At 62.7% G+C, this 14,175-nt stretch carries 12 protein-coding genes; 4 read left to right on the top strand and 8 right to left on the bottom strand.

Annotated features, from left to right (window positions below):
* Positions 1–3,473: hypothetical protein (locus tag VKS22_11830; protein ID HLW71299.1), on the top strand; the 3,473-nt coding region annotated here is incomplete at its 5' end.
* Here the strand turns inward: VKS22_11830 and VKS22_11825 are convergent.
* Entirely contained in the window at positions 3,424–4,197 is a 774-nt protein-coding gene (locus VKS22_11825; protein ID HLW71298.1) for an N-acyl homoserine lactonase family protein, read from the bottom strand. The two genes, VKS22_11830 and VKS22_11825, sit on opposite strands and share 50 nt — an antisense overlap.
* A 66-nt stretch (positions 4,198–4,263) precedes the next feature.
* On the opposite strand from VKS22_11825, the gene VKS22_11820 reads away from it, so the two are divergent.
* Complete coding sequence (locus VKS22_11820; GenBank protein ID HLW71297.1) at positions 4,264–4,632, top strand: DUF309 domain-containing protein; 369 nt, start codon at positions 4,264–4,266, stop codon at positions 4,630–4,632.
* A 173-nt stretch (positions 4,633–4,805) separates the two neighbouring features.
* Here VKS22_11820 and VKS22_11815 read toward each other — a convergent pair whose 3' ends face one another.
* From VKS22_11815 to VKS22_11800, 4 genes are all read right to left on the bottom strand, one after another.
* Positions 4,806–5,219, bottom strand: a complete 414-nt coding sequence (locus VKS22_11815) for a single-stranded DNA-binding protein (protein ID HLW71296.1) — start codon at positions 5,217–5,219, stop codon at positions 4,806–4,808.
* 123 nt (positions 5,220–5,342) lie between these two features.
* On the bottom strand, positions 5,343–6,800 hold the full coding sequence (gene thiO, locus VKS22_11810; protein ID HLW71295.1) for a glycine oxidase ThiO: 1,458 nt from the start codon (positions 6,798–6,800) through the stop codon (positions 5,343–5,345).
* Between the two features lie 70 nt (positions 6,801–6,870).
* Positions 6,871–8,118: a serine hydroxymethyltransferase gene (gene glyA / locus VKS22_11805; GenBank protein HLW71294.1), complete on the bottom strand. Its 1,248-nt coding sequence runs from the start codon at positions 8,116–8,118 to the stop codon at positions 6,871–6,873.
* 1,119 nt (positions 8,119–9,237) lie between these two features.
* A complete protein-coding gene (locus VKS22_11800; GenBank protein ID HLW71293.1) occupies positions 9,238–10,593 on the bottom strand; it encodes a hypothetical protein in 1,356 nt (451 codons plus the stop codon).
* Positions 10,594–10,731: 138 nt separating this feature from the next.
* Between VKS22_11800 and VKS22_11795 the strand changes: the two genes are divergently transcribed.
* Positions 10,732–11,415, top strand: a complete 684-nt coding sequence (locus VKS22_11795; GenBank protein HLW71292.1) for a hypothetical protein — start codon at positions 10,732–10,734, stop codon at positions 11,413–11,415.
* Positions 11,416–11,470: 55 nt separating this feature from the next.
* Here the strand turns inward: VKS22_11795 and VKS22_11790 are convergent, their stop codons facing one another.
* Positions 11,471–11,782, bottom strand: coding sequence for a hypothetical protein (locus VKS22_11790; GenBank protein HLW71291.1), 312 nt, complete (start codon positions 11,780–11,782; stop codon positions 11,471–11,473).
* Positions 11,783–12,038: 256 nt separating this feature from the next.
* Between VKS22_11790 and VKS22_11785 the strand changes: the two genes are divergently transcribed.
* Positions 12,039–12,824, top strand: coding sequence for an undecaprenyl-diphosphate phosphatase (locus VKS22_11785; GenBank protein ID HLW71290.1), 786 nt, complete (start codon positions 12,039–12,041; stop codon positions 12,822–12,824).
* Between the two features lie 86 nt (positions 12,825–12,910).
* On the opposite strand, the gene VKS22_11780 is transcribed toward VKS22_11785, so the two are convergent.
* Positions 12,911–13,102 (bottom strand): CDGSH iron-sulfur domain-containing protein, encoded by a 192-nt coding sequence (locus VKS22_11780; GenBank protein HLW71289.1) that lies wholly within the window; start codon positions 13,100–13,102, stop codon positions 12,911–12,913.
* A gap of 125 nt (positions 13,103–13,227) precedes the next feature.
* Positions 13,228–14,172, bottom strand: a complete 945-nt coding sequence (locus tag VKS22_11775) for a DMT family transporter (GenBank protein ID HLW71288.1) — start codon at positions 14,170–14,172, stop codon at positions 13,228–13,230.
* Between the last annotated feature and the right edge of the window lie 3 nt (positions 14,173–14,175).

Genomic DNA, 14,175 nt, shown 5'->3' with positions numbered 1-14,175 from the left:
TCTTCGCGCTTACCACCGATGATCTCCTGGAATGCGCCGCGGCGGTGCGCGCGATTCGCGCCGGTCGTCTCGACGAGGTGCAGATTCCCGTCGGCTGCCTCGATGTGGCCGCACAACAGATCGTCGCGATCGCCGCAGAAGAGGACGAGATTTCCGACGACGCCCTGCTCCGCGTTTTGCGCGCGGTGCCGAATTTCGCCAGCCTCGATCACGACGCTTTGAGCGCGCTGTTAACGCAATTCGCCGCGCAGTTGCCCGATCGTATCCAGGGCGCCAATCCCAAGATCTTTTACGATCGTGCCGCGGGTCTTGTCCGACCCCGCCGCGGCGCGCGCCTCGCTGCTATCACCTCCGGCGGCACTATTCCGGAAAATGGCAACTACGACGTGGTCATCGCCTCGGCCGGACGCAAGATCGGCGATGTCGAAGAAGACTTTGCGCAGGAATCGATGCGCGGGGATGTCTTCTCGCTCGGTTCGATGCCCTGGCAGATCCTCGGCATTTCGAAGAATCGCCTGATGGTTGAACCGGCGCCCGGGATGGCGCCGAGCCTGCCCTTCTGGCAAACCGAGGCCGGCGGCCGCTCGGCCGCGCTTTCGGCTGAGGTCTCCGGCTTACGACTCGAAATCGCGACACGCCTGATGACGCCCAACGCCGATCACGCCGCGACAAAACCGCTGTCCGCTGAGCGCAACGCTGCGCCCTCACCCGCCGAGTGCGCCGCGGCCCAGTGGCTCGAGCGCGAGTGCAAACTCGAACCCGCCGCGGCCGCCCAAGCGGTCGCCTACATTCGCCGCGGAATGGCGGCGCTCGGCGCACTCCCGGGCGAGCACACCCTGGTGGTGGAGCGCTTCTTCGACGGCCTCGGCGGCACGCAGATTGTCATTCACGCGCCCTTCGGCATCCGGCTCAATCGCGCGCTCGGCCTCGCGCTTCGCAAACGCCTCTGTCAGACCTTCGACTTCGAGATTCAGGCCTCCGCGATCGACGACGCCGTGCTCCTCGCGCTCAACTCGCGCCACAGCTTTCCGCTGGAGCAGATCCTGAGCATGATCACCTCGCGGTCAGCGCGGACGACGCTGACCCAGGCCTTGCTCGATGCGCCGATGTTCGAAGTCCGCTTCCGCCACGTCGCGACGCGCGCCCTCTCGATCCTGCGTTCATCGCAAGGCCGCAAAATTCCGGCCTGGATTCAACGCCTGCGCACGCAGGAACTGATTACGGCGCTCTTCCCCGGCCGCAACGCCTGCTTCGAGAATCGTCCGATCAAGGTCGAGCTGCCCGACCATTTCGTCGTCAACGAAGCGATGCGCGAGTGCCTCACCGAGACTGCCGACATTGAGTGCCTCGAACAATTGCTGCGCGGCGTCGAGGACGGCTCGATTCGCACGGTCTTCGTCGACAGTACCGCGCCTTCCGTCTTCGCCCATCGCATCCTGCTGGCCTGGGATTATTCCTTTCTTGACGATGGCGAGCGCGCCAACCGCCGCTCGCGCACCGTCACGATGAATCGCGCGATGGCGGAAGACGTCTTCCGCACCGAGGACCTCGCCGAGCTGCTCGCCGCCGACGCAATCGAGCGCGTCGCCGCCGAGATCGATGGCCGCGCGCCAAATGCACGGGCGCGCAATCCGGACGAGCTGGCTGAATTGATTCGCGCGCATGGCTTTCTCCCGCTCGCCGGCGTGAGCGATCGCGTTGCGGCTGACGGCTCGATTATCCTCGCCGGTCTCGAGCAACAGGCCCGCGTCATCCGCGCGATCCTCGCGCCGGACGCGCCCGAGGTTTTGCTCACACGAGAGGATGTCGGGCTGTTCGCCGCCGCCTACCCAAACGCGACCGCGCTCGCTGCGCCGCCGTCGCCGTCCGAAGCCTTCGAGATTGACAGCGCCCGCGAGGAGGTGGTCCGCCGCGCCCTCGCGATCTCGCCTCCGGCTACTCCGAACGAGCTTGCCCGCCTCCTGTGGCTGCCGCCTGCTGCGATCGCTCAAGCACTGGCGGCGCTCGAAGCAAAGGGCGCGGTTTTCCGCGGTCACTTCACCCCGCGTCCCGAAGCTAACGGTGTTGGCGAACAGGATGCGACTGAGGAATGGTGCGACCGCTACGTGCTCGAACGCATCCATCGGCAGACCCTGAATAAGCTGCGCGCCGAGGTCGAGCCCTGCGCCGATCACGAATTCGCCGCCTTCCGCCTGACCTGGAATCATTGCGGCGCGGCACGGCTCGATCCTGGTCCCGACAGCGTTCGCGCCGTCATCGAGCAATTGGCCGGACTCGCATATCCGCCCGAGTATTGGGAGTCAGCGATTCTGCCCGCGCGCATCCGCGACTACCGCCCCGAGCATCTCGACCTCCTGTGCCTGAGCGGCGAGTTCGCCTGGCTCGCGGCGCCGATGGAAGACGACGCCAGCCCGGCCGAGCAGTTTCCCACGCGCGTCGCTTTTGTCGCGCGTCGAGCAGCCCAGCTTGCGCCTCGCGAACTCCCGCCTCTGAGCGATGCTGACGCGCAACTGCTCGCCACGATGCGCGATCACGGCGCGCAGTACCTCGATCAGATCGCCGATCACGCCAATCTGCCCGAGCGCGACGTCCTCGCCGGCTTGTGGCGGCTCGCCGCCGCAGGCGCGGTCTCGAACGACAGCTTTGCGCCGCTGCGCCTGATCGCCGCTGAGCCTGAAGCCGCGCGCACGCTCGCGCGCAACGGCGCGGCTCACGTACCGACCCGTCACGACGCCGCGGTCCGCGCCCGCCTCAAGTCGAGCCTCAGCGGACGCTGGTCGCTGGCCGCCTCGGCGCACCCTGCCGGCGAACTCAAGCACGAAGCCACTGCCGCCGATCGCGTCCGCGATCTCGCCGCTGTATTGCTGACTCGCCACGGCATCCTCGCGCGCGAGATGCTTGCGCTCGAGCAGTTTGACCTCACCTGGCGCGAACTCGCCTTCGCACTGCGCCGGATGGAATATGCCGGACTGATCCGGCGCGGATGGTTCGTGCGCGCGCTCTCGGGCGAGCAGTATGCGACGCCGGAAGCGCTCGCGACGCTTCACGCGATCCGCGCTGGCCAGGTTGACGATAATACCTGCGCCGTCATGAACGCGCTCGATCCGGCCAATCCGTTTGGCGTGCTGCTGCCCGGATGCGGTGTCACGCGCGAGTCCACAAATCTCCTCGTCGTCGCCGGCGGCAGCGTCATTCTGGGCCTCAGCAGTCACGCGCTGATAGTCCCGAATCCACTCGGCGCCGATCGTCTCAGGACGGCGCTATCCGCCCTGATGGGAGTTCGGCCGAAGCTGCGCATCGACACGATCGCGGATGTTCCCGCGCTCGAATCGGCGCACGTCAACCTCTTCGCTACGATGGGTTTTCACTCCGACGGCCGCGCCCTGGTCTACGACGGGATGCCCGGTCCGCGCCCGGCGCGCGCTACTCCATCTGCCGCGGATACTCAGCCCAGTCTTCAGGCGCGTGACTGATCCACAGCCGCGCCTCGCCCGCGTCGCGCAGATCGCGCAACCGACGAATCGACGCGCTCGCCTCGGCAATATCGTAATCGCTATGCATCGCCGCCAGCGTCTCGAGCTGCGGACGGATATGAATCGTATCGCCCGTCAGCACGATGCTCTCGTGCTTGAGCCGGACCTGCAACGAGCATTCGCCCGGCGTGTGGCCCGCGGTCTTGAGCATCATGACGCTGCCGTCGCCAAAGATGTCCGTATCGCCCGCGAGTTCGCGCCAGGCAAAGCCGCGCGTCGGCGCCAAATCATTGAAGATAAAGCCGTTGCGCGCCTTCGCCTCGGGCCAATAGGCATAGGGCAGCTCACCTTGCATCACGAGAAATTGTGCATCCGGAAACAGCTTGAGCCCGCCCGAATGATCCAGATGGAGATGTGACACGACGACATATTTTACGTCTGCCGGTTTATAGCCGTGCAGCCGCACCTGCTGATCCACCACCTGATCCTTGCTGAAGCGGATATTCTTGAGGAACTTCGTCGCGACTCCCCACCAGCCCTCCGCATCGACTGCGACCTCCGGCGCGCAGCCGGTATCGAACAGCACCAGGCCCTTCGCGTGCTCGACCAGAAAAGACGGGATCGGGATGTCGATCATGGCGTCGCTGCCACCGATCATCAGTCCCGCTTCGCTCATGCTGATCGTCGCGCCCTCGAGCGCGATAAGTTTATTTGCCGATGTCATAGCTGCCTCCGCGATCCGGCATTGTCGGCCTCGCACGCTTCAACGGTCAATCACACAACGCATACAATGCGCGTGATGGTAAAGACCGAATGGTCCGATGACTTCGAGCGCGGCGTGAGGTTGTTCAACGCCGGCCGCTTCTTTGAGTGCCATGAAGTCTGGGAACTGATCTGGAAGCAAGCGGCGGGCGCGGAAAAAACTTTGCTTCAGGCGTTGATTCAGGCGGCGGCAGCGCTGCTTCACCTCGAACGCGGGAATCTTCGCGGCGCCGAATCCACTTGGGCAAAAGCGCGGATCAAGTTTCAGTCGCTACCGCCAGAATTAATAGGCCTCGAATTGGAGGAGTTTTCTTCGGCGCTCGCTCGCTTTTTCAGCGCGGCGCGAGAAGGCCATCCGCGCGGTGAATTCCCGCGCCTACGACTCCACGAAAGCTAATGTCCCGAGTCAGAAGTTGTTTTGTAAGTCGCCAGCCTGTGATTGGCGTGGCCGGCCGGGTGTCATCCTGAGCGAAATGAGCAGCGCGAACGCAGTCGAAGGATCTCGGACAGCTTCGCGCCAGCGAAGCCGGTTCCGGTTTCTGAATTGCGCCTTCGGGCGCGTTCAATACCCTAGAAGGGAATGTCTTCGTCGTCCATCGGCGGCGGACCGGCATCGAAGCCCCCGCCCGCGCCGCCGCCCGCATCGTCCATCGCACCCGCGCGCCCGCCGAGGAACTGGACCGTCTGCGCGACAATCTCCGTGCTATAGCGTTTGCCGCTACCGTCTTTGGCCTCATACTGACGGGTCGTAATCCGCCCTTCGACGTAAACTTGCCGCCCCTTCTTGAGATACTGGCCGCAGACGTCGGCCAATTTGCCCCACGCGACGATCCGATGCCACTCGGTGCGCTCCTGCTTGGCCCCGCTGCGGTCGTTGAAGTTCTCGGTCGTCGCGATCGAAAAATTTGCCACGTTTTGCCCGGAGGGCGTGGAACGAATCTCCGGATCGCGCCCGAGATTGCCCACCAGAATTGCCTTGTTCACCGACATATTAGAGCCCTTCTCTGAAGCTTATCAGCGGCGCAGGCCGACGCAAGCACCGAAATCAGATGTTTCCACCTGCCGGCGAAGTTCCGTTACAGGATTGAGTGAGACTGCGCCAGAGGGCTAACGCAGCAGCTCCTTGAGGCGCGCCGTGAACTCGCTGCGCGACAGTGTGAGGTCAAAGCCGGCCTCGCGCGCCGAGGCCAGCGATTTCAGATCGACGTGCGCGGCGAAGCCCACGAGCCGCGCGCCAACCCCGCCATCGTGCTTGATCGCGGCGGCGGTCGCCGCGGCGGGGAAGTTTGCATCCGACAGATCGGCGAAGACTATCGCTGGCCGAATCTCGGCATAGCGCGCGCGCGCCTGCTCGAGCGTCGAGGCGTACGCGACCTTGACCCCGAGCACTTTTGCGGCGGCGTCGATTCGCGAACGGAACAGCATGTCGCGCACCAGGCCCATCACCCGCGCCTGGTTGGGCGCAGAGAAACGCACCGGAGAGAACGGTTTGAGATCGATCGCAGGCGTGCGCTGATGGATCAGATCGGCGAGGATTTCGCCGGTCAAGGCCGACAGCAGGATACCGCTGCGGAAGTGGCCGGCGGCGTAAAAAACCCCAGCGACCGACGGCGACGCTCCCAGCACCGGCATCAAGTCGCGCGTCGCCGGACGCAGCCCGGCCCAAGCCTCGCGAAACGCCATCCCGCCGAGCGACGGCATCATTTTGCGCGCGCCGCGTGAGATCTTTTCGATTCCTTCCAGCGTCACGCGCTTGTCGTAGCCGGCCTCCTCCATCGTCGAGCCCGCAAGCAGGCGGCCGTCACGGCGTGGCACCAGGTAGCCGTGCATCGAGAAGATCGCCGGTCCCGCGAGCGCGCGCAGACTCTCAAAACAGAGCATCTGTCCGCGGATCGGCGCGATCGCAACGCGATCCTGCCCGAGGCCGCGGAGTTCGCCCGCCCAGGCGCCCGCCGCGTTGATCACCACGTCAGCCGCGAGCTCCTCGCCGCCGTGCAGCCGGACTCCGCTGGCGCGAGCGTCTTTAGTTATGATCGCTTCGACGCGGGCGCCCTCACGAATCGTTGCCCCGCGCGCCACCGCCGCCGCCGCATAGGCGCGCGTCAATTGGCGATTATCCGTGCGCCGATCGTTCGGCAGGTGCACCGCGTAGACCACCTCGGCGGAGAGCTCGGGCTCAAGTCGGCGCGCCTCATCGCCGGAGAGTTCCTCGGCCACGCCGCCGGCGCGGCTCTGCCAGCGCGCCCGCTCTTTTAGTTCGGCCTGCTCCGCGGCGTCGAAGGCGACGTAGAGAATTCCCGCGTCGTCATACTCGGGATCGATTCCCGATTCCTGCCGCAGCGCCTCTACCGTCCCGGCGAAAACCTCGCGCGCCTTGACGCAAAGGTCGAAAAAAGCTCCCGGGCCCTGCGCCTCCGCTTGCGGCGCGATCATCCCGGCCGCCGCCCACGAGGCTTCCTGCCCGGCGCGGCCGCGCTCCAGAAGGGTAACTGTCACAGCCTCGCGCGCCAGGCGCCACGCGATGCTACTGCCGATAATCCCGCCGCCGATAATGATGGCTTTCATATTGCTTCTTGACGCAGCTCGCGCAGTCCTGACTTTGGCCGCGCGTCGCAGACTCCGCCCCCTGGCTCCGCTAGTGTGTCAAAATCCCGGGTGTCGGGAAGCTCCGGCAGAACTCGCGAACTTCGCCCGCGATCCGCTCGAGCGTCGCCGGGTCGTCAATTTGCGTCATCACCTGACCCATCCACGCGGCGATCTGCCGCATTTCCGGCTCCTTCATCCCGCGCGAGGTCACCGCTGGCGTGCCTAACCGGATGCCGCTCGGCGAAAAGGGCTTGCGCGGATCATATGGCACGGTGTTGTAATTGCAGTTGATCCCCGCACGATCGAGCGCCTGCGCCGCCTTCTTGCCGATAACTTTTTTATTAGTTAGATCGACCAGAATCAGATGGTTGTCGGTGCCGCCCGAGACCAGATTGAAGCCCTCTTCGAGCAGTCCCGCCGCCAGCGCCTTGGCGTTGCTCACGATCTGACGTCCGTACTGCTTGAACTCCGGCGTCGCCGCCTCTTTGAGCGCCACTCCGATTCCCGCCGTCGTATGGTTGTGCGGTCCGCCCTGCAGTCCCGGAAAGACCGCCTTGTCGATCTTCTCGGCGATCGCATTACGGCACAGAATCATCGCTCCGCGCGGACCGCGCAGCGTCTTGTGCGTCGTCGTCATCACCGCGTCGGCGTAAGGAACCGGATCCGGATGAACGCCCGCGACGATCAGCCCGGCGATGTGCGAGATGTCCGCCAGCAAGTAGGCGTCAACTTCTTTGGCGATCTCGCTGAAAATCTTGAAGTCGAATTGCCGCGGATAGGCCGTCGCCCCAGTCACGATAATCCGCGGCCGCTCCTTGCGCGCCAGCTCGCGGACGGCATCGTAATCGATCCGCTGGGACTCGCGATCGACCACGTAGTGGATCGGACGCCAGAAACTGCCCGTGATGCTGACGTTCCATCCATGCGTCAGGTGGCCGCCGTGCGGCAGCGCCAGGCCCATCAACCCCTCGCCGGGCTTGAGCAGGGCGAAGTAGATCGCCAGATTCGCCGGCGAGCCTGAATAAGGCTGTACGTTCGCGTGCTCGGCCCCGAACAGGTTTTTGGCCCGCCCGATCACCAGGCTCTCTACCTGATCGATATAGCGCTGGCCCTCGTAGTAGCGCCGCCCGGCGTAGCCCTCGGAGTACTTGTTGGTGAGCACCGACCCGGTCGCTTCGAGGACCGCCGCCGAGACGTAGTTCTCCGACGGAATCAGCCGCACCGATTCGGTCTGGTACAGCTCCTCCTGCTTAATCAGGCGAAAGATTTCCGGGTCGGTGCGCTCGAGCTGATCCACTGCTGCCTCCGGTTAATCACGTCATCCAAGCATATGCTTTGCTGCAACCTCAGGAAAACTCGCTGCGTATCCGGCTTGCTCGCACACCTCTTGCGCCTTGACGCTCAGAGCTTCGGTCCGTCCGCCTCACGAGTCACTTTCGTTTTCCTGTGAGCGGTCTCAAAGACACTTTCTGCGTAGCTGAATGAAACACGCTGCACCGTGGTCTTGAGTAATCTCAATAGGCCGGACTGTGTGTTTCTTCGTGCTTTGTTACTTAAGCCGATTCTTGATCCTCTCACTTAACATATAGAAATTATGCGCAAACATTCATAGCCAAGATCGCTACGTGTTCTCAACTAAACAGAGAAAGTTCTACATTGAGGCTCAAAACCATTAAGTCAGCCCTGAAGTTATTCTTGGAAGCGCTGCGATTATGGCGCTGCTCGCGCTTTCCCCGCTTAGCTCGCGACCCGCTTTCGCTGACGATGGCCACCACGATCATGGCGGTGGCCCACCCTCTGAAGCTCCGTAACTCGACACCACAGCCGCACAGGGGTTGGTTTTGATCAGCGGCGCGCTTGTGCTCCTCCGCAGGTATCGATGCGCGAGCTAGAATTAACCTCGTAGCCTCGCTGCTGGAGTTTCACCCGCTTAGTCAGGCGCGAGCGGATTATTTCCGTTCGACACATGCGCCGGTGCGCCCGGACATGCATCTCTGCCAAAAAGGGCGTCCGGCTTTCGCGGTACGATCTGTAATTAGTTACGCTGTCCCCAACTCTCTCTTGACACGATTCCGCACAGCAGCCACAATACGCGAGGTGGGGATAGGACTCTAGCCAACAGGAGGCTCTCTGTGAAATCTCTGGTCTTGAATCGGCTTGGTGCGGGCGCTGTCGCGTTCGCGACATTCTTCGCGTTTTGTCCTCTCAGCCCGTCGGCCGCCTTGGCCCAGGGAAACGATTGGGCTCGTCCGCGCTATCATCATCGAGTTGGCGGCGGCCCTTTTGAAGCTCCGGAACTGGACGCGGCGACTGCGGCACAGGGCTTGGTTCTGATCGGCGGTGCACTCGTGCTTTTGCGTCGTCGCTATCGTCGCGGGCAATAGGACTATCCGGCAGTTAGACTGGGCGGCGCAAGTTACTCCAAATCCGTCGGAGTAACTTGCGCGATCCACGCGCGGTAGGCGCTGTCGTAACCGACGGCTCTTTGCCGACGCTCTACCAGTTCGCGAATCTGGCGGATGCTCTCGCCCGAAAGCAGAGCACGCATCCCAATTTGTTCAGCTATTTCTTTGCCGATCTGTTCGGCCGCGAGCCGCTCACCTCCGGCCAACGGAATCCGGCTACCATCATCCGCTAGCCCCAGATAGCGCTCGGCTACCAGCGTACCGATCTCCGTGCCGCTGTCGAGAGAATCCTTGATATTCCCTTTGCCGGTGAGCACGTTGCCGGCAGCATAAACCGCGGTCGATCCGGCGAGCAGCAGACCGCATTTAGCGTCGAGGTATTTGTAGACTTCGCCATCCCGCGGGATTCCAGCGATCGGCTCGGGCACGCTGCCGATAGAGCTGACGACAAAAGGACCGCGCACATCTTCGGCGCTGCCCGCGAGTGTCCGCGCCTTCCCTTCGATTACTTCAGTTCGGCTGATAGCGAGTCCGCATAGCCGGTCACCCGTCGTCACGATCCCGGTAGGCACCCGGCGGTCCTCGAACTCGAACAGATACTTGCGCTGCGCCTTCTCCAGGATCTTGAGCCGCGCCTGTCTTAGAGATTCCGCCCGCTTAGGCGGCGCATCCGGCGCGATGTCCGACAGCGGCATATCGAGCACGCGGCGGCGATAGAACAGCTTGCTGGCGGCGAGCCCCAGCGCGCTCCAGTCGAGACCATGACTCTGCAGGACCGCGTCGATCCCCTCGCGCTCGAGCCGGATCATCTGCTCCTCGATCCCGCGCGCGGCAAGCGCCTTGAGCGTCATTTCAATCTGCAGGACTTTGACCACGTCGAAGGAGGCGAGCCCGCCCCCGATCACAATCCCGCCCGGCGCCAACTCATACTGCGGGCCCGAGTAAGCTCTCTCGTTGTGATGATTGAACCAGTAGATCAGCGGGTTCTGATAGATCAGCCCGCGATCCAAATAAGCTTCCGCCGCGGTCACCGGGAACGGCCGATCGCGCCAAGCCCCATGCGCCAGCACGATCGCGCTCAGTCCCCATGCTGTGCGCAATTCCTCAAAGCTGATATCTATGCCCAGTCGCGTCAGCGGCACATATTCGATATTCGGAAGATCGAGCCGACGGTTGATCTCCTCGTATTCGTCGCGGCGCTGCTTGACGTGCCAGCGCGGCAGCCCATCCTCGATCTTTCCGTACGGCCGCGCGTTCTGCTCGAACACCACGACCAGTGCTCCGCGCGCCGCAAGGATACGGGCGATTTCCGATCCCGCCGTCGCCGCGCCGACCACTGCCACTACATGCCCGGATTCTCCGTTCACAGCCTTACTCGTATTATTCTACAGCGTTTTATTAGAGTCTGAAACCGTCCGGTGTGACCGCCGATCACGCCGACGGCAGGCCCAATCCCGCCCATCGACTTGCGCGGATGATTCTCGCATGGTTTCCTGACTCGCGGTATGGCAGCATTATCGAAATCGCGTCGAACTTCGTGGATCTTTGCGGTCGCAACCTGCACTCTCGCCGCAATGGCCGGATGCTACTTCGGCTATTCGGCCTCCGTCGAGCATTATTCCGCCACCGATTCCGCCCTGGGCGAAGAACACGAGGTCAATTACTCCGCCAACGACGCCTTGGGGCTGACCCAGGACGCGCTGCGCGGTGACGGCATCCTCTTCGAGGTCCAGCCCGATAACTCCATCGTAACCCTGTGGCGCGACGCCGACATCAATACGCCTACCGGATGGTTTCCCCTGATGATCGGCGAACATCCGCGCTACCGTTATGAAATTCAGGTAGTGCCTGAAGCCAGCCGGCGCAGCAAGATCATCATCAACGTCCGGACCGAAGGTATAGCCGATGAGCAACTCGCAAGCTATAAGGCAAGCAACCGTTTCGCCTTGTTCAAAGAGATTGACGAACTCGCGGCCAAATATCCGCCCGCATCGCATCTGCCGAACCGCGGCGGCGTCAATTTTACGCTTCTCCCCAACGAGGACCTCAAGGCGCTGGCTCAACGCGTGACTGGCAAAGCCGACAACTGGGCCGTAATCGCCAAAGACAATGGACTGACGTCGCCGACCGACGTCAGCCCATTTCAAAGTGTCTGGGTAAGAAACACCCTGCTAAGCCCAGTGAAATAAATGAATCGCGAAGGACCAACGCCAGGACGAAGACTCGAATCTCACAACGCAAAACTTAGCCGGCTGCGCCAATCTCATCGTACTCGGGGGTCAAACCGGTCGGGCTCAATGCCGCAACCACGGCCAGAAACTGCTCGAACGTCATCTGCAGGTTGAGAAAACCGCCTTGACAGAAAACCCATCCATAATAATCCAGGATCTCATCCGGAATCATGACCGGCAGACGCGGCATCGTCGAGACCGTCGGAAATCGTCGCGGCTCGTCGAGACGCCGCGAGCCGCTGGTCGCGTCAGACAATGCCATCCCGCTGCCCACAGCTTCATGCTCGCGTAACTTGACGACTTTCAATTCGGAGCTCCGCGCCATCGCCGACCATCCTCCTTCCCCAGTCTGCCAACCGCATATTACCTGCCGCGCGTTCTTCTGCCAAGGACTTCAGTCGCGGTTGTCAGTTTATTTAGGAGAATTAATCTATTTATAGGAGCTTATAGGTAAAAACTGATGCCATTTGAACGTAACTATCGGTCGATATGCAGGCAACCGCCTTCTCGCGCTAACAAAGATAATACGTATAAACTTCGCGGGAGAGAACTCCTGCCTGACTCCTCCACCTGGGTATGCGATGACACAACAGTTCCACGCGATCATCCTTGGCATCGTTCAGGGTCTGACCGAGTTCCTGCCGGTTTCGAGTTCGGCCCATCTGATTATCGTCCCTTGGCTGCTGAAGTGGGAGGATCCGGGCCTCGCCTTCGACGTCGCTCTGCACCTCGGCACACTGCTCGCCCTGCTAATCTTCTATTGGCGTAACTGGCTCGAGATGGGCACCGCGCTATTCAACAGCGATCACCGCAATCGACTTCTGCTGATGCTCTTAATCGTCGCCTCGATTCCCGGAGCGATCATCGGTGTCTTGCTCGAGAAGGCGGCGGAGAGCACCTTCCGTTCGCCATGGATTATAGCCAGCACCCTGACGCTGATGGGTCTCGCCCTATGGTTTTTCGATCGCACCCGGCCCCAAGAGCGAAAGATTCACGAGATTGGTCTGTTCGATGCTGCACTGATCGGACTTAGCCAGGCGGTGGCGATCATTCCCGGTGTCTCGCGCTCGGGCGCGACCATCACGATGGCGCGAATCCTGGGCATCGAACGGGCCGCCGCCGCCAATTTTTCCTTCCTGATGGCGACGCCGATCATTGCGGGCGCCGGCCTGGTCGAGGGCCGCCATCTGATCGGCATGGGTCTCGGCGGAGGGGTTATCGCGGGTTTTGCTGCGGCCGCGGTCTTCGGCTTGATCGCGATCGCCGGGCTAATCCGCTTTGTGCGCACTCGAACTTACGGGCCCTTCGCCTGGTATCGCGTCGCGCTGGCCGCGTTCGTGATTATCGTCGCGCTCGCGCGCGGCTGAACTCTTCGTGTGCGACTGGGAGACGACTTTGCTGAGACGCGCGCCCCATCGTCGCGTGACGACGGTGACGCGCGCCGCCGCCAACCTTACTTCACCGGGGTTCGATTATCCCCGTCATACGTGAATAGCTGTCCGCCCTCATCGCGGGTTTTTTTATGCGTGCCGTCACAGAACGGCTTGTTCTTGGAAAGTCCGCACCCGCAAATCCAGGCGGGCAGCTCCGTACCCTCGGGAACCTGGTAAGGTCCGGTTTCGTCATGCTTAACCAATCGCGCCATTTCTTGATCCTCCGAATGATTTTGATCGCGGGCCGCTACTGGCCTGCGCCGCAGCCGCACCCTGCACCGCAGTCGCAATAAAAGACCAGCAACGGCCGAGAGTCAAACACCCGCCACGAGGCGCGTTACGCGAGCGGCTGATGAGTCGCCTCGGCCGCTTCAAACGGCGACACTCGGCTGGCGTCGATTCCGGTAACTAACAGCGCCACCCCGGCGATCGCGATGAGAACGCCGGCGACTTCGCGAGGGCCCGGGCGCTCGCCCAAAAAAATAATCGCGAAACCCATCGAGAGAAGCGGCACGCCTGGGATCACCAGGGCGGTCGTCCACGCCAGCGAGAGGCGGCTGATCGCGCCATACCAGCTCAGCGATCCGATGAAATAGACGACGGCGCCCGTGAAGGATCCGGCCAGCAGAACCTCGACTTCAACCGACTGCGTGAAGGCGCCGCGATGCGCGACGAGCACGATCACAAACAGGACCAGCGCCGAATAGATGTAGCGGGCGCCCGCCATGCACAATGGTCGTAGCGGCGGCATCAGCCGGAGCGCTAGGACGTGCGAGCTCTGCCAGAAGAGCGGCGTCAGGATCACCATTGCGGCGGCATAAAACGGACTGAACACGCGACTCGCACCGAAGACCGAACCGATCCCGCCGAGGATTGTCGCCGTGGCGAAGATTTGCCGGCCTGACGGGCGCTCGCGCAGAAAAAGCATCGCCAACACGAGCGAATAGATCGGCTCGCTCTCGAGCAGGAGCACGCCCGCGATCGCGTCGATCCGTCGCAGCCCGTAGATCAATAGGAGCGCGGTGGCGAGCGTGCCGGTCATCGAGACCACGAAAAGCCGCGGCGCATAATCACGGCGCATCAGCACTTTGATTTCGCCGGTGTAGCCGAGCACGCTCGCCGCGACGACCGCCGCCGCCCCGACCGCGATGGTCGCGAAAATCAGCGGGTCCGTCTTCAAAGCCCCGTAACGCAGCGCGACGGGTTGCAGCGCCGCGACGATCGTAGTGACGATCGCCATCGCCAGGCCGACGCCGCGACGGTGCGCAGTAGATGCATGCATGAG

The sequence above is a fragment of the Candidatus Binataceae bacterium genome (assembly GCA_035308025.1).
GTDB lineage: Bacteria > Desulfobacterota > Binatia > Binatales > Binataceae > JAJPHI01.
This window is presented reverse-complemented; position numbering and strand designations above follow the sequence as displayed.

Bases quoted from the DNA above. Each gene is read 5' to 3' on its own strand.
- VKS22_11825 (HLW71298.1), bottom strand. From the start codon at position 4,197: ATGACATCGGCAAATAAACTTATCGCGCTCGAGGGCGCGACGATCAGC.
- VKS22_11820 (HLW71297.1), top strand. From the start codon at position 4,264: ATGCGCGTGATGGTAAAGACCGAATGGTCCGATGACTTCGAGCGCGGC.
- thiO (HLW71295.1), bottom strand. From the start codon at position 6,800: ATGAAAGCCATCATTATCGGCGGCGGGATTATCGGCAGTAGCATCGCG.
- VKS22_11795 (HLW71292.1), top strand. From the start codon at position 10,732: ATGGCAGCATTATCGAAATCGCGTCGAACTTCGTGGATCTTTGCGGTC.
- VKS22_11790 (HLW71291.1), bottom strand. From the start codon at position 11,782: ATGGCGCGGAGCTCCGAATTGAAAGTCGTCAAGTTACGCGAGCATGAA.
- VKS22_11785 (HLW71290.1), top strand. From the start codon at position 12,039: ATGACACAACAGTTCCACGCGATCATCCTTGGCATCGTTCAGGGTCTG.
- VKS22_11780 (HLW71289.1), bottom strand. From the start codon at position 13,102: ATGGCGCGATTGGTTAAGCATGACGAAACCGGACCTTACCAGGTTCCC.
- VKS22_11775 (HLW71288.1), bottom strand. From the start codon at position 14,172: ATGCATGCATCTACTGCGCACCGTCGCGGCGTCGGCCTGGCGATGGCG.